General features: G+C 70.5%; 26 protein-coding genes and 1 pseudogene. 18 read left to right on the forward strand and 9 right to left on the reverse strand.

The window, feature by feature from the left end; translation table 11 throughout:
- Positions 1-10: 10 nt before the first annotated feature.
- The 9 genes and pseudogenes from dmpG to MUU72_RS15205 all read left to right on the forward strand — a co-directional run bounded on the left by dmpG (position 11) and on the right by MUU72_RS15205 (position 7,678).
- Positions 11-1,039 (forward strand): 4-hydroxy-2-oxovalerate aldolase, encoded by a 1,029-nt coding sequence (dmpG, locus tag MUU72_RS15165; protein ID WP_248013772.1) that lies wholly within the window; start codon positions 11-13, stop codon positions 1,037-1,039.
- Positions 1,036-2,016: a beta-ketoacyl-ACP synthase III gene (locus MUU72_RS15170; protein ID WP_248013773.1), complete on the forward strand. Its 981-nt coding sequence runs from the start codon at positions 1,036-1,038 to the stop codon at positions 2,014-2,016. Before dmpG ends, MUU72_RS15170 begins: the two co-directional genes overlap by 4 nt.
- Complete coding sequence (locus tag MUU72_RS15175) at positions 2,013-2,243, forward strand: acyl carrier protein (protein ID WP_248013774.1); 231 nt, start codon at positions 2,013-2,015, stop codon at positions 2,241-2,243. The genes MUU72_RS15170 and MUU72_RS15175 overlap by 4 nt, the downstream gene beginning before the upstream one ends.
- Positions 2,244-2,251: 8 nt before the next feature.
- Positions 2,252-3,097: an HpcH/HpaI aldolase/citrate lyase family protein gene (locus MUU72_RS15180; protein WP_248013775.1), complete on the forward strand. Its 846-nt coding sequence runs from the start codon at positions 2,252-2,254 to the stop codon at positions 3,095-3,097.
- Positions 3,094-3,624 (forward strand): MaoC family dehydratase, encoded by a 531-nt coding sequence (locus MUU72_RS15185; RefSeq protein WP_248013776.1) that lies wholly within the window; start codon positions 3,094-3,096, stop codon positions 3,622-3,624. Before MUU72_RS15180 ends, MUU72_RS15185 begins: the two co-directional genes overlap by 4 nt.
- A gap of 9 nt (positions 3,625-3,633) precedes the next feature.
- Complete coding sequence (locus MUU72_RS15190) at positions 3,634-4,806, forward strand: GNAT family N-acetyltransferase (protein ID WP_248013777.1); 1,173 nt, start codon at positions 3,634-3,636, stop codon at positions 4,804-4,806.
- Positions 4,807-5,051: 245 nt separating this feature from the next.
- Positions 5,052-5,507: pseudogene (locus tag MUU72_RS15195) on the forward strand (transposase); the annotation flags it as partial.
- A gap of 491 nt (positions 5,508-5,998) precedes the next feature.
- Positions 5,999-6,409, forward strand: a complete 411-nt coding sequence (locus MUU72_RS15200) for a hypothetical protein (RefSeq protein ID WP_248013778.1) — start codon at positions 5,999-6,001, stop codon at positions 6,407-6,409.
- 276 nt (positions 6,410-6,685) lie between these two features.
- The gene (locus MUU72_RS15205; protein ID WP_248013779.1) at positions 6,686-7,678 is read left to right on the forward strand and encodes a right-handed parallel beta-helix repeat-containing protein; all 993 of its coding nucleotides are present in this window, start codon (positions 6,686-6,688) and stop codon (positions 7,676-7,678) included.
- A gap of 994 nt (positions 7,679-8,672) precedes the next feature.
- On the opposite strand, the gene MUU72_RS15210 is transcribed toward MUU72_RS15205, so the two are convergent.
- From MUU72_RS15210 to MUU72_RS15220, 3 genes are read right to left on the reverse strand one after another with little or no spacing between them, the layout of a single operon-like run.
- Complete coding sequence (locus tag MUU72_RS15210; protein WP_248013780.1) at positions 8,673-10,349, reverse strand: site-specific integrase; 1,677 nt, start codon at positions 10,347-10,349, stop codon at positions 8,673-8,675.
- Entirely contained in the window at positions 10,346-10,681 is a 336-nt protein-coding gene (locus MUU72_RS15215; protein ID WP_180686800.1) for a helix-turn-helix domain-containing protein, read from the reverse strand. The genes MUU72_RS15210 and MUU72_RS15215 overlap by 4 nt, the downstream gene beginning before the upstream one ends.
- Complete coding sequence (locus tag MUU72_RS15220) at positions 10,678-11,775, reverse strand: tyrosine-type recombinase/integrase (RefSeq protein ID WP_248013781.1); 1,098 nt, start codon at positions 11,773-11,775, stop codon at positions 10,678-10,680. The genes MUU72_RS15215 and MUU72_RS15220 overlap by 4 nt, the downstream gene beginning before the upstream one ends.
- Positions 11,776-12,400: 625 nt before the next feature.
- Here MUU72_RS15220 and MUU72_RS15225 point away from each other — a divergent pair.
- Positions 12,401-12,763 carry a peptidoglycan-binding domain-containing protein gene (locus MUU72_RS15225; RefSeq protein ID WP_248013782.1) on the forward strand — a complete coding sequence of 121 codons (363 nt, stop codon included), beginning with the start codon at positions 12,401-12,403 and terminating at the stop codon, positions 12,761-12,763.
- Between the two features lie 390 nt (positions 12,764-13,153).
- Here MUU72_RS15225 and MUU72_RS15230 read toward each other — a convergent pair whose 3' ends face one another.
- The 3 genes from MUU72_RS15230 to MUU72_RS15240 form a co-directional block, all read right to left on the reverse strand.
- Entirely contained in the window at positions 13,154-14,299 is a 1,146-nt protein-coding gene (locus tag MUU72_RS15230; RefSeq protein ID WP_248013783.1) for a methyltransferase domain-containing protein, read from the reverse strand.
- Positions 14,300-14,729: 430 nt separating this feature from the next.
- Positions 14,730-15,362, reverse strand: a complete 633-nt coding sequence (locus tag MUU72_RS15235; RefSeq protein ID WP_372503112.1) for an HAD family hydrolase — start codon at positions 15,360-15,362, stop codon at positions 14,730-14,732.
- 267 nt (positions 15,363-15,629) lie between these two features.
- Positions 15,630-16,709, reverse strand: coding sequence for an FAD-dependent monooxygenase (locus tag MUU72_RS15240; protein WP_248013785.1), 1,080 nt, complete (start codon positions 16,707-16,709; stop codon positions 15,630-15,632).
- An 85-nt stretch (positions 16,710-16,794) separates the two neighbouring features.
- Here MUU72_RS15240 and MUU72_RS15245 point away from each other — a divergent pair, with 85 nt between their 5' ends.
- Positions 16,795-17,277 carry a TetR/AcrR family transcriptional regulator gene (locus MUU72_RS15245; protein WP_248013786.1) on the forward strand — a complete coding sequence of 161 codons (483 nt, stop codon included), beginning with the start codon at positions 16,795-16,797 and terminating at the stop codon, positions 17,275-17,277.
- 64 nt (positions 17,278-17,341) lie between these two features.
- The gene (locus MUU72_RS15250; protein WP_248013787.1) at positions 17,342-17,893 is read left to right on the forward strand and encodes a DinB family protein; all 552 of its coding nucleotides are present in this window, start codon (positions 17,342-17,344) and stop codon (positions 17,891-17,893) included.
- 54 nt (positions 17,894-17,947) lie between these two features.
- Here MUU72_RS15250 and MUU72_RS15255 read toward each other — a convergent pair whose 3' ends face one another.
- Genes MUU72_RS15255 through MUU72_RS15265 form a run of 3 tightly spaced genes read right to left on the reverse strand, consistent with a single transcriptional unit; the run spans position 17,948 to position 19,358 of the window.
- Positions 17,948-18,805, reverse strand: coding sequence for a class I SAM-dependent methyltransferase (locus tag MUU72_RS15255; protein ID WP_248013788.1), 858 nt, complete (start codon positions 18,803-18,805; stop codon positions 17,948-17,950).
- A 27-nt stretch (positions 18,806-18,832) separates the two neighbouring features.
- A complete protein-coding gene (locus MUU72_RS15260; protein WP_248013789.1) occupies positions 18,833-19,177 on the reverse strand; it encodes a VOC family protein in 345 nt (114 codons plus the stop codon).
- Position 19,178: 1 nt separating this feature from the next.
- On the reverse strand, positions 19,179-19,358 hold the full coding sequence (locus tag MUU72_RS15265; protein WP_248013790.1) for a ribbon-helix-helix domain-containing protein: 180 nt from the start codon (positions 19,356-19,358) through the stop codon (positions 19,179-19,181).
- 436 nt (positions 19,359-19,794) lie between these two features.
- Between MUU72_RS15265 and MUU72_RS15270 the strand changes: the two genes are divergently transcribed.
- From MUU72_RS15270 to MUU72_RS15295, 6 genes are all read left to right on the forward strand, one after another.
- Complete coding sequence (locus MUU72_RS15270) at positions 19,795-20,310, forward strand: MarR family winged helix-turn-helix transcriptional regulator (protein ID WP_372503114.1); 516 nt, start codon at positions 19,795-19,797, stop codon at positions 20,308-20,310.
- Between the two features lie 167 nt (positions 20,311-20,477).
- Positions 20,478-21,353: an STAS domain-containing protein gene (locus tag MUU72_RS15275; protein WP_248013792.1), complete on the forward strand. Its 876-nt coding sequence runs from the start codon at positions 20,478-20,480 to the stop codon at positions 21,351-21,353.
- A complete protein-coding gene (locus MUU72_RS15280) occupies positions 21,350-21,760 on the forward strand; it encodes an STAS domain-containing protein (RefSeq protein ID WP_248013793.1) in 411 nt (136 codons plus the stop codon). Before MUU72_RS15275 ends, MUU72_RS15280 begins: the two co-directional genes overlap by 4 nt.
- A complete protein-coding gene (locus tag MUU72_RS15285) occupies positions 21,744-22,214 on the forward strand; it encodes an anti-sigma regulatory factor (RefSeq protein ID WP_248013794.1) in 471 nt (156 codons plus the stop codon). Before MUU72_RS15280 ends, MUU72_RS15285 begins: the two co-directional genes overlap by 17 nt.
- A complete protein-coding gene (locus MUU72_RS15290; RefSeq protein WP_248013795.1) occupies positions 22,199-23,224 on the forward strand; it encodes a SpoIIE family protein phosphatase in 1,026 nt (341 codons plus the stop codon). Before MUU72_RS15285 ends, MUU72_RS15290 begins: the two co-directional genes overlap by 16 nt.
- Entirely contained in the window at positions 23,221-24,531 is a 1,311-nt protein-coding gene (locus MUU72_RS15295; RefSeq protein WP_248013796.1) for a PP2C family protein-serine/threonine phosphatase, read from the forward strand. The genes MUU72_RS15290 and MUU72_RS15295 overlap by 4 nt, the downstream gene beginning before the upstream one ends.
- The last annotated feature ends 12 nt before the right edge of the window (positions 24,532-24,543 follow it).

Raw genomic sequence — 24,543 nt, forward strand, 5'->3', positions numbered from 1 at the left:
AACCACGCCCGTGAACAGCACGCCGAACGACCCTCGGCCCTCCGTTCTGATCCACGACCCGACCCTGCGCGACGGGCACCACGCGGTCGGCCACCGGCTCGACGCCGGCCAGCTCCGCGCCTACGCCACCGCCGCGAACGCGGCCCGGGTGCCGGTTGTGGAAGTCGGCCACGGCAACGGCCTGGGCGCCTCCAGCCTCCAGATCGGCCGCGCCCTCCTCGACGACGCCACGATGCTCACCACCGTCCGCGAGGCCCTCACCTCCTCGAAGATGGGCGTCTTCATGGCCCCCGGCTGGGGCACCTCCGAGGACCTGACGGCCGCCGTCGACCTCGGCGCTGACGTCGTACGGATCGCCGCGCACTGCACTGAGGCCGACGTCACCGAACGCCACCTCGGTACGGCCCGCGCCCTCGGCGCCGAAGCCCAGGGCGTCCTGCTCATGAGCCACATGGCCAGCCCCGAGCGCCTGGCCGAGCAGTGCGCCCTGATGGCGAAGTACGGCGCGCAGGCCGTCGGCATCATGGACTCCGCCGGCCACTACCTCCCCGGCGACGTGATTGAGCGGGTCCAGGCCATCGCCTCGGCCGTGGACGTCCCGGTCATCTTCCACGGCCACAACAACCTGGGTCTGGCCGTGGCGAACTCGCTGGCCGCCGTGGAGGCGGGGGCATCCGTCATCGACGCGACCGCCCGCGGGTTCGGTGCCGGAGCGGGCAACACGCAGCTCGAAGCCCTCGTGGCCGTGCTCGACCGGCGCGGCTTCGACACCGGGATCGGCCTGCGCGAGGTCCTGTCCGCCGCCGATGCCGCCGCCGACCACCTGATGAAGGCCCCGCCGTCCATCGACTCCATCGCGGTCGCCGGCGGGCTGGCCGGGGTGTTCTCCGGGTTCAAGTGCCCCGTCCTGGAGGCCGCTCGCGCCGAAGGCGTCGACGCCATCGACCTGTTCCTCGCTCTCGGGGAGCGGCAGATCGTCGCCGGGCAGGAAGACCTGATCGGTGATGTCGCCCGGCAGCTCAAGGCGGGCTCGCGATGACCCGGGCCGCCGTGGTGGCCGCGGTCGGCGCAGCCCTCCCCGCGTCCGTCGTCTCCAACGAGGACCTGACCGCGCGCCTGGACACCACCGACGAGTGGATCCGCTCGCGGACCGGCATCACCCGCAGGCACGTCGCCGGTCGGGAGCAGTCCACCGCCGACCTCGCCATGCGGGCCGCAGCCCAGGCCCTGACCAGCGGCGAACCGGAGCACGTGGACGCCCTGGTCCTCGCCACGACCACGCCGGACCGCTGCTGCCCGGCCACCGCGCCCGCCGTCGCCACCCGCCTCGGGCTCACCGGCATCCCCGCCTTCGACCTCGCCGCCGGCTGCACCGGCTTCCTCTACGCCCTGGCCACCGGCGCCGGACTCATCGCCGCCGGAACCGCGCGCACGGTCCTGGTCATCGGGGCGGACCGCCTGGCCAGCCTCCCCCACCCCGACGACCGCACCACCGTCCCCCTGTTCGGCGACGGCGCCGGCGCCCTGCTGCTCCGCCACGGCACCGCAGGCGAACCGGGGGCGCTCGGCCCGGTCGTGCTGGGCAGCGACGGCACCGGCGCGGACCTGATCCGCGCCGACCACCCCGGCGCCCTCCACATGGACGGAGCGGACGTCTTCCGCCACGCCGTCGACCGCATGGCCGCCGCCTCCCGGCAGGCCGCCGCCGCTGCCGGCTGGGACCTCGGCGACGTCGACCGGCTGGTCCCGCACCAGGCCAACCACCGAATCACCTCCTTCGTCGCCCGCCAGCTCGGCATCCCCGAGGACCGACAGCTCGGCAACGTGGCCGAGGTCGGCAACACCGGCGCGGCCTCCATCCCCCTGCTGCTGGACCGGGCCCGCGCCGACGGCCGCCTGGAGGCCGGGCACCGCACCCTGCTCACCGCGTTCGGCGCCGGACTGACCTGGGGCGCCCTCACCCTCACCTGGCCCGACCTCACCCGCACCCGCCGCCTGGAAGGAGCCCCGGCATGACCGGCGACTTCGCCCGCATCCTGACCGACGACCTCAAGCTGCCCGCCGGCCAGCTGACCGACGACGCCAGCCTCGACCACGCCGGCTTCGACTCCCTCGCCGTCGTCGAACTCTCCGTCCTGCTCGCCGACCGGTACGGCATCGACATCACCGACAGCGACATCAAGGACGCCGCCACCCTCGGCCAGCTCGACCTCCTCATCACCACCAAGCGCAACGGAAGGTAGACCTCCCCATGACCCACACCAGCCGCCGGCCCGGACGGGCCTGGATCATCACCCCCGGCCTGCGCACCGACCGCTTCGAAGCGGCCCGCACCTGCGGCGCCTCGGTCGCCGTCGTCGACATCGAGGACTCCGTCGCCCTGCACGACAAGCAGAGCGCCCGCACCGCCTCCGAAGCCTTCTTCACCCCCGCCGACCCGCCGTGCACGCTCGGGATCCGCATGAACGGCCTCACGACCCTCGACGGCATCAAGGACCTTGTCGCCCTCGCCGCCTACACCGCCCGGCCCGACCTGATCGTGGTCCCCAAGGTGGAAGCGGCCCGCGACGTCGAGCTGGTCGCCGCCGCCCTGGACGCCGACGGCTACACCCCCGACATCTGGGCTCTGGTCGAAAGCCCCCGCGCCTTCGACCACCTGCCCGAGATCATGCGCGCACCCCGCCTCGGCGGCGTCATCTTCGGCTCCGCCGACTACGCCGCCTCCGTCCGCTGCGGCCTGGGCTGGGACGCCCTCCACTACGCCCGCTCGGCCCTCATCAACGCCGCCACGGCCGCGAACATCCCCGCCATCGACGCCCCCACCTGGGAAATCGACGATCCCGACGCCCTGCGCCGAGACGCCGAACGCGCCAAGGAGCTCGGCTTCTACGGCAAGGGCTGCGTGCACCCCCGTCACGTGCAGGTGATCGACGACGTGTTCACCCCCACCGCCCAGGAGATCGCCGAAGCCCGCGCCATCGTCGCGGCCGCCGACGCCAGCGGCGGTACGGTCACCACCGTCGACGGACACATGCGCGGCACCCCCTTCTTCAACCGCGCCCGCGCGCTGGTCGCCGACGCGGACCGAACCTCATGAGCACCGCGCTGCCCCGCGGCTACCGCGCCCTCGACGACGACCGGATCCGCGAGAACGTCGGCCTCTCCTACCGCGAACTCGCCCCCGGCCTGGTCATCGAGCACCGGCCCGGCCGGACCGTCACCGAACTCGACAGTCTCCTCGGCGCCGCCCTGAGCGGCAACGTCGCCCCCATCCACACCGACGCCCACTACAGCAGCCAGACCAAATGGAGCCAGATCCTGGTCTGCTCCGGCGTCACCCTCAACCTCGTCGCCGGCATGACCGTCCGCAGCATCAGCGGCCTGACCACCGCCAACCTCGCCGTCGACCGCGTCCGCTTCACCGCCCCCGTCCACATCGGCGACACCCTCTACGCCGAAACCAAAATCCTCACCCGCCGCGCCTCGGAAAGCAGCCCCGGCAACGGCGTCATCACCTGCCACACCACCGCGCACAACCAGACCGGCACCGACGTCATGGCCTTCAATCGGACCTTCCTGGTCCCCCTGGATGCCGACGCCGTCCGCGACGCCACCAACTACTAGAAGGCGACCATGAGCCCACAGCTGACCTTCGCCCCGGCCGATGACGCCCTGTGGCAGCAGTACGACCAACTCGCCACCCGCGCCTACGGCCACCCCCTCCAGGACATCACCCACCTCCGCAACCAGGCCGACCTCCAAGTCGCCCTCCGCGGCAGCCGCGTCGTCGCCGGCGGCCTCGGCCTCCTCGTCAACCAGTTCTTCGGCGGCGCACCCGTCCCCAGCGCCTGCCTCGGCGACGGCTGCGTAGCCCCAGAGGAACGCGGAGACCACCTCGCCACCCGCATGACCACAGAGCGCCTGCGCCCCCTCATCGACCAAGGCGCGGCCATCTCCACGATCAGCACCTCCTCCACCGGCTACGCACGCCGACTCGGCTGGGAGGCCCCGGTCGACGTCCTCGCCTGGGCCGTGGCCACCGACGACCTCAAGAAGTCCTTCACTGGCGAGGACTTCGAGGTCGAACACGGGCTCAGCGACGAAGCGGCCACCCTCCAGCACCGGCTCGCCCGGCAGTGGAACGGACCCGTCCACCGCCCCGCCTGGTGGACCCGGTGGAAGGAGGCGAAGAGCAACCTCACCACCTACCGCTTTGCCCGCCCCGGCCTGCCCACCGCCGGCCTGCTCACCCTGACGACCCAACGCCACGAGCGCCACGGCATGACGCTGATCGTCCACGACTTCTGGGCCGCCGACCAGCCGGCCACCCACGCCATGCTCGCCTTCCTCGGGCGCCACAACACCCGCGCCCGCACCGTCACATTCCGCCGCGGCGCCCTCCCGCCCTACCCCACCTTGCTCCACGGCCTCCGCCACCACCGGCCTACCGCCGAGTCCTGGCACCCCTGGATGCTCCGCATCCTCGATGCCCCCAAGGCCATCCAGCTCCGCGGCTGGCCCACCGGCCTCACCACCACCGTCCCCATCGAAATCGAGAACGATGCCGGCGACACCTCACGCCGCTGGGCGCTGCACGTAGAAGACGGCACCGCCGAACTCACCCCCACGACCACCGAAGCGCAGGTCACCCTGACCCGACGCCAACTCGCCGTCTGGTACGCAGGCGGCTACCGGACCGCCACCTCCGCACGCATGGCCGGAGTCCACGCCGTGTCCCAGGAAGCGCTCTCGGACCTCATCCGCACCACCATCGACCATGAACCCTGGCTCCCCGACCACGTCTAGCAGTCAGCGCCGACCGTCCGGAGACCGCCGGCCAGACCGAGCCCCTGGCGAAAGTCCCCGTCGGCGGCCACGCCCCCGCCCCCGTGGCGCCGCCCCCGTAAACCCCGTACCCGCCCCGGCGCCCGGCGCGGTCAGGGCCACCCCGGGAGCGCCCCTAACCGCACCGCAACGATCGGCCTGCCACCGAGGTCACGGCCCCTGCGCGAAGTGCCCGAACTTCGCTGCCCCGGGGGCGAAGCCGCCCAAAAGTCGGCCCGAGTCCGGTTGACCGTGCACGGCCGGGCTCGAAACACCATGTCCTGACCGATGCGAACGGTATCCCGCTGCGGGTGTCGCTGACTGGCGCCAACCGCAACGACATCACCCAGCTCCTGCCGCTGATCGATGGCCTGCCGCCGGTGCGGGGCAAGCGGGGCCGCCCCCGCCGCAGGCCCCGCGCGGTGTATGCAGACCGCGGGTACGACCACGACATCTACCGCCGGCGGCTCCGTGAGCGGAACATCACCCCGAAGATCGCGCGCCGCGGACAGCCGCACGGCTCGGGCCTGGGCCGCGTCCGCTGGGTCGCCGAATCCGCCATCGCCCACCTCCACGGCCCCCGCCGCCTACGCATCCGCTGGGAAGCACGCGACGACATCCACGATGCCTTCCTCCCACTCGCCCACTGCATGACGCTCGCACGCAGACTCCCAGCTTTCTGAAAGGACTCCTAAGGGGCCCTCAGCCGACGGCCTTGGCCCGCATCTTCCGGGCCAGGTCGGCATCGCTGCTCAGCCTTTCGGGGACCTTGGCGTCGACGTTGTCCTGGCTGTGGTCCTCGCCGCACGGGCACAGGCTCCAGCCGCTCGTCTCGATGTGGGACGTGTTCGAGGGCTTGTGCCGGTCTCGTCGAGGACACCGACGGAGATCTGCACACCGTCGCTGCCGGGGTCGTCGCCGCTCACCAGGCCGAGTTCGAAGATCAGGTCGGCGGTGGTTCTCCCGGAAGGTCATCCGGTGGCCTCCTTCATACCCGCCACCACCCGCACGCACGCTCAAACCAACCCGACCAGCGACAACCTCAACAGCTCGCCATACACCACATCCGTGGACGAGGTATGACCGATTCCGGGTGCTCCCTTATTCCTAGCCGGCTGACACCATCACGGGCAGGGCACAGAGCCGACACCACTGGAGGAATGGAGAGAACGGTATGAGACGAACCCTATTGGCTGCCGCATCTGCAGCGAGCGGCTTACTGGTGGTACTGGGCATGACGTCCAGCGCGCAGGCGTATCCCATAGAGACGCACAAGGGCTACGCAAGCTCCTCAGCCTACGGTTACGGCGCCTACGAGGTCGACACCAATGGCTACGGATTCATCTATGCGATGGACACGAACGCCGACGGATACCGCATTGTGTCGTCGGTGTACAACGACACCCAGGGCCGAAGGGTCGCCTACGTGGAGGACGCCAACGGCTCCAGCAACGGTTCAGGCGCGGCGTTCTACGACTACGGTGGGCACGCTGGAGATTCGATGCACTTTGTGACGTGCCGCCAGAACGGCTCCAGCGGTACTCCCTTCAACTGCAAGACCACGTACTTCACCCTGCCTTACTGACGTCATCAGCGCTGGTGTGCGTGTATGCCCTGTGGCTCTATCGAGGCTGAACTCGTGCTGTCGTGCCGTTGGCAGGCGGGCCTGCTGGTCAGGCCGCTCTCGGGGAGGCAGCCCACCACGACCGAAAAGGCCAGAACCCCAGGTCTCCATGCCGCCATAGTCTGCTCCCGAGCTTCAGGTCCTCTCAGGCGGGCCGGAGATGCACAGTCGTGAAGTCCCCCGGTTCTCGTCAGCAGGCGCGGACCTGCTCTGGCCAAGCCTCTCGAAGGAGACATCATGCGCAAACGCGGCATCAGCACCCTGATCTCGGTTACGGTCGCTGTCAGTCTGGGGCTGGCCACCACAGCCGAAGCCGACGCAACGGCAGAATCCTCCGTCATACCGTCGATGGCGAGTGAGGCCTCGCGCGGCGATGTGTACGTCAGCCCCTCGGGCAAGAAGTCCAACCCCGGGACGGCGTCCCGACCGGTTCGCGACCTCTCGGACGTACGGCGGGTTCTGAACGCTCGCCGCGCCCATGGCCACATCCGGGTGCTGTTCCGGGGCGGCACCTACAAGCTGGGACAACAGGAATGGAAGGACTACCAGGCCGAAAGCATCACGTTCCGGCCGGAATCCGCGAACGCCCCAGTGCGGTTCGACGGACGGAAGGCGCAGAAGTACTGGCTGGTGGTGCGCCCGACCCGGACCAAAATGACCCTTACGGGACTTCACGTCGCGGGCTACACCGTCGGCGGGATCTTCCTGCGGGGCGAGGGAACGGCCGACAGCCAGCGGGTCATCGGCGCAACCGTCGACCGGATGGTCTTCACTGGTCTCGGTACCGAAACGACAGGCTATGCGGCTGTGCATCTGAACTACGCCAGCAACACCACGGTGCGCGACAGCCAGTTCATCGGGCTGGCGAACGGGAAGTGCCCGGGGTGCATGCATGCTGTCTACTTCGCCCAGCAGAGCAACGACAACAAAGTCACCGGCCGGAACGGCTTCCTCGCCATCTCGGGCGATGCCGTCCGCGCGTCCGACTACAGCAACCGCAATCGGGTGGAGTACGGCTCTGCCTTCGCCATGACCGGTGTCAACGCCGTCTTCTCGGCCTGGAGGATCCGTGACAGGGATCCCAGGTGCTCTGCCGGCAACGTCTTCGTCACCGACACGGACTGGTACGCAGGCTTCAAGGGGAAGAGGATTCCGGCGGTCATGAGCGGTCAGGACAAGGAATACGCGGACACCTGTCCGCATCCCCAGGTCACATCCGAACGCCCCTGACGCGAGGCACGGGCCGCTTCGGTTGCGTGTGGCGAGTCCGAAACGGGCACGCGGCAGCGTCATAGCGCCGCTGAGCGAGGGCCATGTTGCTGGGCGTCGACTGGTCGTCCCGGACCGTCTCCGACTCAGGAAACGCACGGAGACTGAGTTCGCGCAATACCCGGCTCTGCCGCTCCACCGCTTCCGCGACGGCCGGGTTTATCCAGTGGCGCCGAGGGTTCCGCCGCCGGGCCCGGAGCACCCGCCCGAAGCTGAATGGCAGCCCTACGCCAGCACCTGGCGAAGCGCTACTGGCCGCAGGGCGGGTTCCTTACGCGGCCTCGTACTGGTGGGCTCTCGTATTCAACTGTCGCCAGTTCCCGAGGTCCCCAGCCGGCTTGTGACCGTGCGTGATTCCCGAGGCATATCGACTGGGCCTGCTCGACGGCGGGGGGGGGGGGGGGGGGGGGGGGGGGGGGGGGGGGGGGGGGGGGGGGGGGGGGGGGTGGGGGGTGGTTGTGGTTGCTGTGAACCCGCTGCGAACGGAGCAACGCCTCGTGCTTCATTCGAAGCCCTTGCCCCACTTTGTCGCTCCGGGGTGGAAGCGCTTCTTGTCGCAGATACGCCCCCACCAACTCCTGGGACTCACGCGCAAGGTGTTCGATCCAATCCGTGAACCACATGATGTCCCTGTAGGAAGCCCAGTTAGCGGTCATGTCCAGGGTCTCTTTGACGCGCTGTCGTAGCTCTGCCGAGGGCATACGTAGAAGGGCTGACTCGGCGCGTTCTGCATGTCGACGCAGCTCTCGGTGCCATTCGAGACCGTTGCCGCCAGGTCCCATGTCGTAAGGAGCGTCGTGCGACTTCTGCTGGATGGCGAACAGCTCAGTCAGGAGTGCCTCGGCCGCGACTTTGGTTAGTTCACCTTGCTGTTGGTCCCGAGCAGTCTTCGCTTGATGGCGCTGAGTGGCGATCGTCGTCCAAACGGAGGCCCCTGCTCCAATGCCAGTTCCGATCAGCCCCGACAACGCTGCCATCCACACCGATGCGTCCATGGCTGCATCATGCCCAGAGCCCGGGACTTGTGGAGAGTGATCTCCGTAAGTCCCAGGCTTGCCGTCATCGGCCTTGGTGCTGGTGGGCTCTCGCGTTCAGCTGTCGATGGTTCCCCGAGGAATCCAGCCCGCTGGTGACCGTGTGTGATCCCCGGGGGCGTATCGACTCCATGTTCCGCCGGTCTCGTTGCGGAGCCGGGTGGTGGTCTTGTCGTGGTAGCCGAGGGCGTCTGCGACGACGGGGGCGGGTAGTTCGAGCAGTTGCTGTCGGATGGCAGCACCGCGGGCGGCTGCGACAGGAACACCAGCCTTGTTGAGGAGTCCGGACAGGTGGTCGGGACGGAACGGCTGGCCCGCGCGGCGGCCGGGAAGAGCCAGCGGGAGTCCGGGTTGGTGGCGGTGTCCATGTTGTCGCGGTTCGCGAGGTGCTCCAGCAGCAGGGAGTCGACCGGAGCGGGGACGGGTGAGGGCGGTTCCCTGAGTCGTAGGAGTATGGCGCCTCCGTCGCAGAGCACATCGTCGACAGTGAGCCGGACGACCTTGCTCAAAGGCTGTGCGTAGAGGAGCACGATGACGCCGGCGGCGCGTAGGAACATCGGTATCTCCGTGTCGGCCAGCAGCCGCCCCAGGGCGTCCAGACGCTCGTCCTCGCTCAGCGGGGCTCGTCGGGTCGCCTTCATCGCGGGTATGGAAAGGGAGCGTCGGCAACGGCGGCTCTGCATGGCCCAGTTGAGGAAGGCCCTCAAACAAGTGCGGCCGTGCTCGCTGTTCCCGGCCCACCAGGCGTCGATGTCGATCTGGGAGCAGGACGCGAGGGTGGTGTTCCGCTCGCCGAGCCACTTGAGGAAGGAAGTCGCGTGCTTGACCTGATCGGCGGCGAAGCGGCGGACGCTCGGTGTGATGTGGCTCTGCTCGGCGCGGGCCCGCAGCCGGGGCAGGACACGCCAGGTCGCGAAGAGCCGGATCGTTTTGACGTGCTCGGAGTCCTCGATATCGGCCAGATGGCCGTGAAGCCAGCGTTGGAAGGAACAGATGTACTTGTCGACCGCGGGCAGAACCCCGCTTGCCATCAGGAGTTCTTCGAGGTGAGCCGCTGACCGCCAGGGCTGGAGTTCGTGGAAGGCGTCGTGGGTCAGCGGGATCTGGCCGAGGCCGAGCTGCCGCAGCCTCTGCGAGGCGTTTCCCGGCTGGTCGCGACGCAGGGCCAGCCAGGCCAGTCCGCTGCTGGGCTTGTCCATCGCTACCAGCAGGTCGAACAGCGTGACCAGCTCGGGACATACCCGGCCTCTGCCGTCGTCGAGGAGGGCGATGAGCCGGTCCGAGAGTGTGCAGCGTTCGCAGAGCCGTCCACCCAGGAGCTTTCCCTCGAAGCCGCAGCGTGAGCAGTCGAAGGACTGGGAGAAGCCGGCGCAGGTCGTGCAGATCGCGGCGCCGTCGCCGGGGCGGAGTCCGGGAAGAGCGCGTTCCTGGCCGCATCCCGGGCAGGTGCCCCGTGTCCGAACCGCGCGGTCCGAGCAGGTCCGGCAGACGTATCCGTCCGGCCAGGTGCCGGCCTTGTGCCTGCGGCGGCCGCAGCGGCAGCACTCGGCTATGAACCAGCGTTCGTACTGCTCATCGGTGGCGTAGGAGCGGGTCATGCGTCGGGCAGGATGCGGGCGGCGCGGGGTCGCAGCTTCGCGACGTTCGCGGGCGGGGCGGGAAGGTCTCCGGTGGCGGTCTTGCGGACCCCGGCGTTCTCGGCGGTGGTGGCCACCAGGTCAGCCGGGGTGCAGGACAGGATGTCGCAGAGCGCGGCCATGACCTGCAACGACAAGCGTTCTGGGGTGCCGGAGACCAGGCGGTGGACCTGGGAGGCGGACAGGTCGATGCCGCGTTCGCGCAGCAGAGGCACCAGTTCGGTGGCCGTGAAGATCTGGTGCTGAGCCATGACCTCGCGCAGCCGCCACGTGTATCCGACCTTGCGTTTCATGCTTGCCTCCCGGCCTGGGTCTGGAGGGCCGCGGCGATGGTGGAGTCCAGGTGGCGTCGCAGGGTACGGATGCGGAAGTCCGAGGACGCGCAGGTGTAAAGCGAGGTGGTGCTGGCGTGCTCGTGGCCAACCTGTTCCTGGACGAAGCGCGGGTCCCAGCCGTCCTCGATCAGGTGAGTGACGTAGGACCTGCGGAAGGCGTGGAAGTCGAGTCCGTCGTCCAGGCCCAGGGCCTTGCGGTAGGCGATGAAGCGGGAGTTGAGTCGCTGGCAGCCGATCCGCAGGCCGCGTTCGGAGGGCCAGGCCGCCGGGTTGTTGTCGGTGCCGAACAGCGGGCGGACCTCGGTGAACCACTCGTCCAGGACGTCCGGGGTCCAGTCCCACACGGTCAGCACTCCGCGGCGCTTGGGCGGCGATCCCTTCTTGGCCTTGCCGAACCGCACCTGGCATCGGCCGTACTCGCCGAACTCGCCGCCGTACGGGTTCCGGCCGAAGTCGGCGGCGTCCAGCATCCGCGTCTCGTTGCGCCGCAGCCCGTAGGCGTAGGCAGTCTTGAACAGGGTCGCGTCGCGGAAGGCAGGCAGCCAGCCCTTGCGGCCGAAGGCCCGGATGCGGGCGACCTCGTCGTCGCAATGCGCGAAGAAGGCATGCAGTTCGGCCTTGGTGAACGCGCGCTTCTTCGCGTCCGCCTCGTTGTCCTGGACATGCACTGCGGTGTTCCACTCGTGCACCACCTGCACCGGGTGGGTGCCGAACCGCTCTTCGCAGGTCGCCGTCCACTCGTAGAGCGGATCGGTGATGAAGTGGCAGAACGCTCGCACGGCTTCGGAGTACGAGCGGATCGTCGAGCGCTTCAGGTCCCGCAGTGAGCGCAGGTCGCCGAGCCACTCGTCGACCATCGCCGGCGTCCAGTGCCAGGGATAGGTGTTCACGTAGGCCGCGAACGCCTTGACCGTGTTCTCCCGGCCCTCCACCGTCGTGCGGGCGAGATTCCGCGCGAGCTGCTGGTTGGCGAACCAGGTCAGCATCGCCGCGAAGACCTGCTCTTCCGGCCGCAGCAACGCGACCCCGTCGACCAGGGGCAGCCTCGCCACCCCCGGTATCGACCCGTTGAACCCCACCGCTTCACCACTCTCCGTGACTCGCATTAGATGCGAGAAAACCGCATCCTATGCGAGTCGCTAGAAGAGCCCCAGGTCAGCCCCCTGTGCGAGTCGCCGTGGAGCCCGGCGGACGGATATCGTCACCGCCAGGAACCGCACTCAAATCCGCACAGCCGCAACGCGGTTGCCTTCTCTGCCCGGGCAGATTCGCCGACTGTCGCGTGTTCGCATCCGATGCAATTGGCAGCGGTTGGAACAACGGAACAGCCGTTAGCGCCAAGCACTTGATCTTGGTCGCTTCGCCCAAGACGTCAAGTTGGGAGATCGCCCTCCGCTGGCCACGTCGGCAGGGTCTGGTCATTCGACTGGCCCGAATATGCCACAGGCGTAATCGATCTGGCTGCAAGCCACCGCCCTCCAGGGGGCGGGCCGCCGAGATTGCATCCCTGGTCAGGGCCAATGCGCCGCGCAACCGTCGATTCGCGCCTGTCCGGATCACTGGGCAACCTGCCCGGCGAGCCCTCGTGCCCCCAGCCGCCGTACTGCTAAGACAGTGTGCCGTCGGCACATCCACCCGACGAAGGCATCACCCGTTTCCAAGGGGGAATATCCGATCATGCTCAACCGTCGCAAGATATTCACTGCTGTCGCCGCCGCCGCCATGGTGGCCGGACTCTCGGTCGGCACCGCCGCCGCCTCCCCGGCGCTCGGCAACCAGCAGCACTCCGAGTACACGGCCGCCGGCAGCTGCAACTACTACAGCGGCACCGCCCTCACCGTGCGTGGGGACACGGGGCCACGGGTCAAGGAAGTCCAGTGCCTGCTGATCTCCTGGGGCTACAATGTCGGTCCTGACGGAGTCGACGGCAAGTTCGGTGCCAACACGGAGGCGGCCGTCCGGCAGTTCCAGGGCTGGTTCGGCGGCCTGACCGTGGACGGCAAGGTGGGCACCAACACCTGGCGCGCCCTGCGCAGCTGATCCGATGTGCGGGGCTCCGGCGCGACAAGGCGGGAGCCCCGCACCTTTCCACCGGCCATGTACGGGAAGGGCGGTGCCGTCCGTGCTGGTCAACGACCGACCCCGCTTCTGCGTCCCGGTGTGACCTTCCCCGGTCGGCCGGGCGTACGGTTGGAGACATGGCCGGGCAGGTGCGCCGCTGCGCGTACGGCACGCGGCGGACGGTACCGACGCCCCGCACCCCGCCAACGATCTTTCCCGAAAGCCCCACGCACAGTGGATCACCTGTGGTAGCCGCCCAAGATCAAGTTCTTAGCGCTAACCGCTGTACCGATGCTCCCCAAGGCCGAGTACCGCCTGCATGGGCGGCCGCTGGCCCGCCGGAGGACTGACGCACCAGGGGTTGAGCGGTCAGGCGGCCCGCTCCCCCGCGGGCACCTCGCGGTGGCCCCAGCGCGGTCCGGTCTCGGGGTCGTACGCCCACAGGTATTGGGCGTCCGGGGTGCGGGTCATGCCGATGTCCCACAGCGCCGGGGCCCCGGCTGCCTGCCACTCCTGCCGGCCGGCGGCCAGTTCGTCGGCCAGGCGCCGCGGGCCGCCTTGCCACGCGGTCGCCGGGCCGCCTTCGGTCGCGATCCGTGCCCACGAGGACCGGCCATCGTGCGCCCAGGCGGCCAGACCACCCTCCGTCGCCGCGGTGCGGACCTCGATGTCGGGCCGGATCACCCGCAGCGCGAACAGCCCGTTGGCGTCCTCGTGGAGTGCCGCGACGTCCAGATCGACGCGCGTTTGCGCGGTGACCGGATGCTCGTCGTGCACCTGCTCCCAGGTACGGGATTGAGTGCCGCGGGCGGGCATGAACATGGCCAGCCCTTGGATCCATCCGCTCGCGGACCGGCCGTCGGGGGCAACCGTCAGGGCGACGTGCCCGAGCCGGCCCCAAGGGGTGACGATGCGGCCGCCGGGGCGGGTCTGCTCGACCCAGGCCCACGGCACGGTCTCGACGGCGTAGGTGGAGATAATCCGGTCGTACGGGCCGCGGTCCGGCGCGCCGACGGCGCCGTCGCCGACGCGCACTTCGACGCCGCCGCCGGTCGCGGTCAGGTTGGTGACGGCGGCCTCGGCCAGGTGGGGGTCGTACTCCACGCTGACGACCCGGCCGGGACCGGCCCGCTCCGCGAGGAGCCGGGCGTTGCGGCCGGTCGCGGTGCCCAGCTCCAGGGTGGTGTGGCCGGGCTCCAGGTCCAGCGCGTCGAGCATGTCCGCGACGATCGACTCGCAACTCAGGCTGGAGGTGGGCATCCCGTCGATGACCTGGGTGACGGTGGACTCGTACGGCCCGGCGTAGAGCAGACGGGCCCACGCCTCGGGATCAGCGCCGCGGTCAAAGGCCACGTACTCGTCGCGACCGTTCCACGACCACAAGCGCGTCGGTGCGAACCGATGCCGGGGGTGGGTCTCCGCGGCGCGGCGGACCCAGGGGGAGTCCGCCGGCCACAGCCCCAGCTCCGCCATGGCGCGTGCCAGTTCGTCCTGGAGCACGGAGAGATCTTCCATCACTTCCGGCGCTTCCCTGACGGCGGAGGCTGCGGTGGCAGCTGCCCGTCCGAATTCCCGGGCGGCGGTTGCCCTTCCGACAGCGGCTTCTCCGGCTTCTTGTGCTCGGCCACGAGGCTCCTCTCTCGCGGTATCTACGCTCGGCTGCCATGGTGGCGCCCCGACGGCCCGCGCCACCACAGTCCTACTGCCTGTGGCCAGAATGCGCCCCGTCCTGGCCGGGGGCTGCTTGCGGGCATGTGTGCGGTTCTGTCAGGCGGTCATACCCGCGGCCGCCACCAGCTCGCGCACACCGGCTGCTCCGCGCGAGAGCCCGACAGGTGTGGTCACCGACCATAGAGTCTGGGAGGAGTGAGTGGACGCCGTTTGCAGAAGGTGCAAGCGGGTCCGCCGAAGGACTACCGCACTGGGCCTGCGGGTTCCTCTTCCTTCAGGCTGGCGTCGGGTCGAGCAGGAAGGAATCGAGGATGGCGGCGGTGCCTACTGGGTCCGTGGTGTGGTGCACGGTGCGGATCCCCAGCCCCTCGGCCGGCGGCAGATTCTCAGCATGGTCGTCCACGAAAACGCACTCTGAGCCGGTCAGCTCCAAGGCATCGAGTGCCCGCTGGTAGATGAGCGGGGACGGCTTCCGTACGCCCTCCAGCTCCGAGAGGATCAGCGCGTCGAAGACGCCTGTCCACATGCCTTTGTCCTCGTACGGGTTGTAGGGCTCGATGCCGAACGAGTTGCTGAGCATGGCCACCTTTACGCCTGAGGCGCGGGCGCGCTGCGCGGCGGCAACAATTTCAGGCTGGGGATGCAGGTTGGCCAGTGCGCGCCGCATCAGGTCGGTGGGGTCGATGCCGAGGATGCCGCCGATCACGCGGTTCCAGTCCTCCTGTGTGGCCTCCCCTACCTCCAGCGCCGCGTAGATGGCGACGCCGTCGGGATGTTCGTTCAGGGCCGCGAAGTAGGCTCCGGGCGCCAACCCTTCTGCCCTCTCGAACGCCTCGCCGTTCAGTCTCATTCGGGTGGTGAGTACCCCGCCGAAGTCGAGGATCAGGCCCCGATATGGAGCTGGCAATGCGACCTCCTTGCTCGTACCTGCACGCAGTCCCCTGGGGCACCTGGCGGCAGGGGGCCGTTGGATGCCCTCCTCATCCGGGGAGACCACCAGTATCGCCGCTGCCCGACACGCAGAGGCATACGCTTGACGCGAGCAGCCCTAGCTAGTAGGCGGCAACGCCGGTGGCCGGACGGGTGGGTCGCCGGTCGTGGTGGGGCTGCCGCGCGGTGGCCCCACCAAAGCGGACGTACCGCATCCGCACCCACGTACCGGGTCGGGAAACCCTCACCCCTCCGCCGCGCCGCCGCCGAACATGGCGGCGGCCTCGCGTCCGCGTGCCTGGTTCTCCGTGACGTACGGGCGGAGTTCGGCCTCGTAGGCGGCGAAGGCGGTGCGGTGGTCGCCGTCGGCGGCGGCGAGGTTGCGGGCCAGGGAGCGGGCGGCGAGGAGGGCCTGGGAGGTGCCCATGCCCGAGGTCGGGGCCGCGCAGTAGCCCGCGTCGCCGAGGAGCGCGACGCGGCCGGTGGACCAGCGGTCGAGCTGGACCTGGCAGGTGGAGGCGAAGAAGAAGTCCGGGGCCCGGTCCATGGCGTCGAGCAGGCGCGGGACCTCCCAGCCGTGGCCGGCGAAGGCGGCGCGTACCGCCTCCTGCTGGGCGTCCCGGGGCCGCCGGTCCAGGGCGGGCGAGGCGGTCGCGAAGGACAGGCTGGCGGTGAGGCGTTGCGGATCGCCGGCGCTGAAGAGGTAGACGGCGGAGTCGCCGGTGGTGTGCAGGATCCCTTCGTGGTCCAGGCCGAGGAAGTTGTCGGTGGTGAAGCCGGCTCCGGACATGCCCAGGTGGTGCAGTGCCTGGTCATGGGGGACGAAGGCCAGCCGCCGCACCCGTGAGAAGACCCCGTCGGCCCCGAAGACCAGGTCGAAGTCCCGGGCGGCGGCCTTCTCGAACTCGACGGTGACGCCGTCCCGGTGCTCGGTCAGCGCCGCGATCGAATCGTCGAAGAGGTACTCGATGGCGCCGTCGGTGGTTGCGGTGGTGAGACGGTGCAGCAGGCGGGTCAACTCCCCCTTGGGGACTTCGAGTTCCCCGGCGAACGCCTCGGCGGGCAGCTGGCCGCACGCGGCTCCGGACGCGTCGATCAGGGTCGTGCCGCGCATCCTGGTGTCGTGGGCGCGCACCTCGGCGAGGATGCCGAGTTCGTCCAGGACCTCGAAGGCGGCGCCGCGGAAGTCCACGGCGTAGCCGCCGCCGCGGACGGCGGGGGCGCGTTCGACGACGGTCACCCGATAGCCGTCGCGGTGCAGGAGGTGGGCCAGGGCGGGACCGGCGACGCCGGCGCCCGAGATCAACACGGTGGTTGCGGTCATGGCGAGGACGTTAGACGGGTCTTGTCCAAATGGTCAATCCATCTGGATGAACCATGTGGGCAACTCTGCTGCTACGCTCACCGGCATGGGAAACCGCGAGGATCTGCTGGCGGGCGCCAAGAAGTGCCTGATCGAACGCGGCTGGGGCCGTACGACGGTGCGGGACATCGCCGCGGCCGCCGGTGTCAGCCACGCCGCCATCGGCTACCACTTCGGCTCCCGGGACGCGCTGCTCACGCAGGCGCTGGTGGAGGCGGTGGACGAGCTGGACGAGGAACTCGCCGGCCGCTCCACCGGTGACCGCCCGGAGGACCGCTGGCAGGCGCTGATCGACAGCTTCACGACGCACCGTGCGCTGTGGGTGGCCCAGTTGGAGGCCGCCGTCCAGGCGCAGCACTCGCCGGAGGTGCGCGAGCGCCTGGCGGAGGGCCAGCGCCAGGGCCGCGAGGGGCTCGGCGGTTCGGTGCCGCTCGCGCTGCTGTCCGGACTGATGCTCCAGTGGCTGGTGGATCCCGACCATGCGCCGTCGGGGGCCGAAGTGGTCGCCGGGCTGCGGTCGTTGCGGTGAGTCGGTGAAGTGAGCGGCTCGCCAGGTGTTCCGGAAGGGGGCGCCCGCGGCCGATCATGCGGGCATGGAGATTCCTGACCGACGGATCGAGCTGTTCACCGGTGACGAGAGTGAGCAGCGGTTCAGCGGCCCCGCCACGGGGGAGGAGCGGGGGATACTGGTGGCGATGCTGGGCGCCCAGCGCGCCACGCTGCGACTGAAGTGTTCCGGGCTGGGGGCGCAGCTGGCCCTGCGGTCCGTGCCTCCTTCCTCGCTCTCGCTCCTGGGGCTCGTCCGGCACCTCGCCCATGTGGAACGCCGCTGGTTCCGATCCGTACTCGCCGGAGAGGACGTCGCGTTGCGCTTCTCGTCCACGGCCGCACCCGAGGGCGACTTCGACGGCGCCGGCCCCGAGCCGGAGGTGGTCGCGGCGTCCTGGGCGGCGTGGGAGGCCGAAGTCGCCTTCGCGGAGGCGTTCGCCGCCCAGGCTCCGCATCTGGACATCGAAGGCCGCGATGGCTGGCGGGGCCCGGTCTCGCTGCGCTGGGTGCTCCTCCACATGATCGAGGAGTACGCCCGCCACAACGGGCACGCCGACCTGATCCGCGAACGGATCGACGGAGCGGTGGGGGTCTGAGCCCCGCGTGTGCTCCCGGCGTGGCGAACGCCTGCGCCGGGTCAGGCGGTCAGGTCAGGTGGTGGCCAGCAGGAAGTCCTCGCCGCTGGACGGGCGGAGGGCGTCGGTGCGGTGGGCGAAGTAGCGTTCGGCGAGGGAGGTGCCCGAGACGTGTGCGGTGTGCGGGAAGCCGGCTTCGCGGGCGAGGGCCAGCATGTCCTGCGGGGGGTAGAAGCTGAGGAACGGCGTTCCGGATGACCGGGCGCCGTTGGTGCTCGCCCGGAGGCCCGGGCGGTCGGCGGCGTCGAGGAGTTCGGCCGGCAGCAGGAAGGACAGGGCCAGGGTCGAGCCCGGCGCGAGGGCGGCGATCTGGCGCAGGGTGGCCGCGGTGGCGTCCTTGGTGAGGTACATGCTGACGCCGGTGGAGACGATCACCGTCGGCCGGGCGGGGTCGAAGCCGGCGGCGACCAGCTGCTGGAGCCAGTCCTCGCTCGCCTCGAAGTCGACCGGCACCAGGTGCAGCCGGTCGGGGATGCCGTAGCCCAGTTCGTGCAGGCGGTGCCGCTTCCAGCTCTGCGGGCCGGGCTGGTCGACCTCGAAGACCTGGAGGCGGGCGGCGATCTCCGGTCTGCGCTGGGCGAAGGTGTCCAGACCGGCGCCCAGGATGACGTACTGGGTGACGCCGCGGTCGGCCTGTTCGGCGATCAGGTCCTCGATGAAGCGGGCACGGGCCACGACGGCCGCCCGGAAGGCGCTGGTGGCGTGCGGATCCATGTCGGGGCGGCTGCGCCAGTCACCCTCGGGGGCCGCGAGCCGCAGGCCGATCTCGTCCACGAGGACGTGCGGGGGCGGGTCGATCTGGACGTGCATCGCCCGCCAGAGGGCTGTCCGCACCGCGGTGCTGTCCGGCGTGGCGGGGTGGTTGCCTGGCATGGTGGTTCCCCTTCCGTGGCGGGGTGGTCAGTTGCCGGCGGGGGCCTGGAGGCTCCACAGGCGGCCGTCGGGGTCGCGGACGGTCATCTCCCGGGTGCCGAAGTGGGTGTCCTCGAACGGCGTCACCACCTCGACGGCGGGGTCGGCGCGGAACGCGTCCGCGTCCGGCACCTTCAGGACGAGCCGGGTCTGCGGCTCCTGGTCCTCGGGGACCTCGGCGATGAAGACGTACGGTCCCTCGCCGTTGCGGAGCCGGCCGGAGTTGTGGTCGGTCGTGAACTCCAGCTCGTACCCCAGGGTCTGGAAGAACTTCGCCGCCCTTCCCCAGTTGTGCGTCGTCAGGAAGACGGCCTCGATGCCTTCGGTGGCCATGTCAGGACTCCTTGTCGGTCGTGTGCGGTGCCTGCTCGGGGGAGTCGTCGAGGTAGGCGCGGAGCGCGTCGGTGACCAGCGCCGACAGCGACATGCCCGACTCGATGGCGCGGTACTTGACCTGCTTGATCAGCTCTACCGGCAGGTACACGTTGAACTGCTTGACTTCTTTGTCGCCCACGCGGCGATGCTAGCATACTAGCAAGCTAGGAAGGTGGGGCTGGTTTCCTGCGTCACATGGGTGCCATCGCCGGCTCGCCGATCACCACTTCCGCCCAACTCCGCGCCCGCGGCGGGATGCCGGCCGGGTGGGTGCGCGGAGCGGGACCGGCTCGGTTCCGGCTCGGTTCCAGGGGTCGGTGAACGACCGTCCGGGCACCGGCTCGGCGATGAGCGCGACCGGAACGAAGAAGTCGACCCGGCCGATCACGAACATCCCGGAAGCTGCTCGACGACGGCGGCCCCCGCGGCGCAATACCCGGCCTCGGTAGGCGCGTCCGGCCCGGCCGCCGCGTTTCCATTCGACATCTCGCGGACGGGCTCCTTGAATGGCTGTGCCAGGGAGTAGACATCAGCCGGGACACCACCGGGCTGACGGGGCCGTCCGGAGTGGATCAATGCATGTGAACGGTGCTGCTTCGCGGATAGATTCCTACTATGCGTACGACGCCGCGCAGAGCGCGCGCGATGTGGTCGCCCTCCTGGAAGTCCTGTGGGAGCGGGGCCGGGACGGCGCCTCGCCCGCGCCGGTCTCCACGCCGCAGCTGCGCGTGCTGCACGTCCTGGAGCGCGGCGAGGGCATCAACCTCAACGCGCTGTGCAAGGCCCTCGGCGCGGCGCCGTCCTCGGCGAGCCGCCTGTGCGACCGCCTCCAGGCACTGGGTCTCATCGAGAGCGTCCGCAGCGAGGCCAACCGGCGTGAGCGGTACCTGCGGTTGACCGGAGAGGGCGCGGCCTACCTCGCCGGCCTGCGGGTCCGCCGCGAGGAGGCGCTGCTCGACGCCATCGACGCGATGCCGCCGACGGCCCGCCGGGCCCTGGCCGAAGGGCTGCGGGGCTTTCGCCGGGCGGTCCGCACCACCGCACCGGAACTCGACGGTGCACCGTCCCCCCGCCCGTCGCGACGGGACTGAAGGGGCGCCGGGGGTTCCGCGAAAGGATTCCGACGGTACCGTGGCTTGACGGTACTGGATAACATTTGTCATGCGACAAATAAGGTGTGCATCGATGATCGTGAACGGGGCTCGGGCCACTGGGCAGTTACGGGAGCCCCGGCCATGATTGGTGGAAGGAAAGTGTTGTGAGCACGACCGAAGCTGCCGCACGCGAGCGTGTCCTCGCGGTGCTGCGCGCAGAGGCCGATGACATCGCGGACCGCTGGGTCCAACTCCAGATGGCCCAGGCACCGTTGGGCGACGGGGTCAGCGAGTCCGAGCTCCGGGAGGAATCCGACGCGCTGCTCAGCGCCCTGATCTCGGGACTGGACAGCGACGGGCCGGTCGCACGCCTGGTCAGCGGTCACCCCGAACTCCGGCAGGCGGTCTGCGACCTCTCCCTGCGCAGAGCACGCGCCGGGGCGTCGCCCACCGACACCTCGCTGGCGGTGCTCGCGCTGAAGGAGGCCATGCTGGAGGCGGTGCAGCGGCAGACGGAGAACAGCGCCGCCCTGTTCGGCGCGGCCGTGCTCATCAACCGCCTGCTGGACAGCGCCGGCGTCCTCTCCTTCGAGACCTACGTCGAGGGCCGCGAGGAGATCATCCGCCGCCAGAGCCGGCAGCTGCTGGAGGTCTCCACGCCCGTGGTGCGGCTGTGGCGGCAGGTCCTCGCCGTGCCCCTGATCGGTACGCTCGACACCGCCCGCACCCAGGTGGTGATGGAGAACCTCCTCCAGGGCATCGAGGAGCACGAGGCGCGGGTCGCCATCATCGACATCACCGGTGTGCCCACCGTGGACACCGCGGTCGCCCAGCACCTGATGCAGACGGTCAACGCGGTGCGCCTGATGGGCGCGGACTGCGTCATCAGCGGCATCCGGCCCCCCATCGCGCAGACCATCGCCCAGCTGGGGATCGACCTGTCGACGATCCTCACCCGGGCCACCCTGTCCGACGCTCTGGCCGCCGCGGTCAAGCTCACCGACACCCCCTCCGCGCGACCCACCCCGGCGGACCGATGAGCAGCGCATCCTCGAACGGTGTCCCGATCCTGCGGCTCGGCGACGTGCTGGTCACCGGCCTGCTGAACGAGCTCGACGACAAATCGGCCATCGCCTTCACCGAGGAACTGACCGCACGCATCACCACGGACCGCGCCCGCGGCGTGCTGATCGACATCTCCCGACTGGAGATCATCGACTCCTTCGTGGCCCGCACCCTGATGGAACTGACCACGATGGCACGCCTGTTGGGGGCCCGGGTGATCGTCGCCGGGATGCGGCCGCCGGTGGCCATCACCCTGGTCGAACTCGGACTCCAACTCACCGGGGTGGAAACCGCGCTCAACGCGGAGCAGGGGATGACAGCGCTGGGGTGGCACCGCGTTCCCGCGCCTCCCGAAGGGGTTATGCGTGACACAAGCCAGTGATGTCGGCACCGCTGCGCGCGGTGGGGCACACGTCTACGAGGAAGGCTGCCCGACCACGCCGACGGTCCACGAGGTACGCAGCGAAGAGGACCTGCTCGCCGTCCGGCACGCGGTGCGCGCGGCGACCCTGCGCGCCGGGTTCAGCATCGTCGACCAGACCCGGGTCGTCACCGCGGCCAGCGAACTGGCCCGCAACGCCTACGTCCACGGCGGCGGTGGCACGGTGACCATAGAGTTCCCGGACCGCAACGGCACGCCGGGGCTGCGGCTGACGGTGCGGGACGACGGCCCCGGCATTCCCGACCTCTCCGCGGCGCTGACCGACGGCTTCACCACCGGCGCCGGTCTGGGCCACGGACTGGGCGGCGCCCGGCGCCTGATGGACGAGTTCGAGATCGACACCGCGGCCGGCCAGGGCACCACCGTGACGGTGACCCGTTGGGCGGTCCGTTGACCTCGCTCCAGCCCTGCACCACCACCCACGTCCGCATCGACCACTACAGCGCCGTGCACCTGGCCGCGGAGGCCGCACGGGAACTGGCCGCCCGGTGCCGGCTGCCGGGCGCGCTGGCCTCCCAGGCGGCCGTCGTCGCCTCGGAACTGGGCAGCAACCTCGCCAAGCACGCGGTCAACGGCTCCCTGTTCATCCAGCCGATGCCGCTCGGCGGCGGGGTGGAGATCCTGGCCACCGACCGCGGCCCGGGCATGCCCGAACTGGGACGCTGCCTGACGGACGGTTACACCACCACCGGCTCTCTGGGTGCCGGACTGGGCGCGGTGGTCCGGATGGCGTCGCACTTCGCGATCCGCACGGAGGCCCCCGGCGGCACGCTGGCCTGCGCCCGGATCGCGCCGCCGGACCGGGCGGACGCGGCGAAGGCGGCCGTCGGCGCGGTCTCCGTTCCCGCCGAACGCGAAACGGCCAACGGCGACGGCTGCGCCGTCCTCGACGCCGGGGGCTGCCGCACCGCGCTCGTCGTGGACGGCCTCGGGCACGGGGAGCCGGCCGCCGAGGCCGCGCAGTCCGCCCTGCGGGCCTTCGCCCGCGCCCCGGACCGGGCGCTGCCGGACATCCTCCACAGCGTGCACCGCGCCCTGCGCCACACCCGGGGCGCGGCGGTCGGCCTGCTGCGGCACCACCCCGACCGGGTGGAGTACGCCGCGGTCGGCAACATACGCTGCGTGGCGCTGACCCCGCACGAGGTCCACCGCCGGCTGACCGGCCAGCCCGGCATCGTGGGCCTCAACCTCCCCACCCCGCAGGTCCGTCGCGTCCCTCGGGAGCCGGGCCTGAGCTTCCTGCTGCACTCCGACGGCATCGACCCCCGCTGGACGCAGAGCACCTCGCCCTTCCTGCTGCGGCTGCCGGCCCCGCTGCTCGCGGCCGCCCTCGCCGACCGACACCGCCTGACCCGCGACGACGCCACCGTCGTCGTCGCCGGCCCCCACCAGGGACTCACGTGACCCCCCACGCCTGCCACTCGCTGCCCGCCCTGCGCCAGGCCCTGCGACGCCTGTGCGCCGCCCACCGCATGCCCCTGGAGACCCGGGCGCGCCTGGTCCTGTCCGCGACCTTGGTCGCCCGCCCGGAATTCCGGGCCGGCCGCCAGGTGAGCCTGGAAGCCTCCCGGGAGGACGGCCCCGACGACAGCGTGCACCTGACCATCACCCTCCGCCCCCGGCTGGCCGCCGGCCCGCTGCGCCCGGCCGAACTCCCGCTGCCCGCCCGTACCACCCCCCAGGGCGCGGTCCTCTGGCACCTGGCGTTCCCCGCACCGGAGCAGCCCGACGACCCCGGCACGGCCCCGGCGCCGGAGTTCCGGCCCGCCGCACCGCACGTCAACGGCTCCGGCCCCGGCGGGAGCGCGGGCGGCGCCGACACCCTCGCGGCCGACGAAGCGGCGCAGGAAGAGGAGCTCCAGGCGGTGCTGGCCCGCCTGGACCAGCTGACCGCGGAACACCAGGACCTCAAGCACGAACTCGCCGAGACCAACAGCGGTGTGCTCGCCCTCTACGTCCAGCTCGAAGAGCGCGACGAACAACTCCGGTCCGCGCACGGGCAGATCCTCCGCGAGATCGAGGACGCCCTGAGGCCGCCGCCGCTGGTCATCGACGGGCTCGAACTCGCCGTCCACTACGCCCCGGCCGACGCGCACGCCCCCACCGGCGGCGACCTCTACGACTGGTTCCTGCTGCCCGACGGCACCGTGCACATCACCATCATCGACGCCCTCGGCCACGGCATCCGCAGCACCCGCAGCGCGCTGAACGTCACGCACGCGGTGCGCACCCTCGCCCTCGAAGGCCACCCGCTGTCCGCCATCGTCGAGCGGACCCACGACATCCTCACCCCGTTCGACCCGGACATCGTGGCGACGATGCTGCTCGCGCGGATCTGCCCGGTCAGCGGTGAGCTGCGCCTGGCCAACGGCAGCCATCCGCCGGCCCTGCTCAGCCGCGCCGACGGCACCTCCCGCTTCCTGGAGGTACGCGGCCGCGGCGTGGGCTACCCGCTGCCCGGCAGCGAAAGGGTCCTCAAGGACCGGCTGGACGCCGGCGACCTGCTCGTGCTCTACACCGACGGACTGACCGAGAGCCGCCGGGACCCCCTCGAAGGCGAGGCGCGGCTCGTCAAGAGCGCCCGCCGCCACCAGCACCGCCCGATCGGCGAGATCCCCTACGCCATCGCCGACGACATGCACACCGTGATCCTGCACCCGGACGACACCCTCGCCCTCGTCGTCCGGCGCAGGGACGGGGTGGCGCCGTAGGCGTCCTCGGGG

Origin of the sequence: Streptomyces rhizoryzae, from assembly GCF_023155275.1 — a bacterium.
Lineage (GTDB): Bacteria > Actinomycetota > Actinomycetes > Streptomycetales > Streptomycetaceae > Streptomyces > Streptomyces rhizoryzae.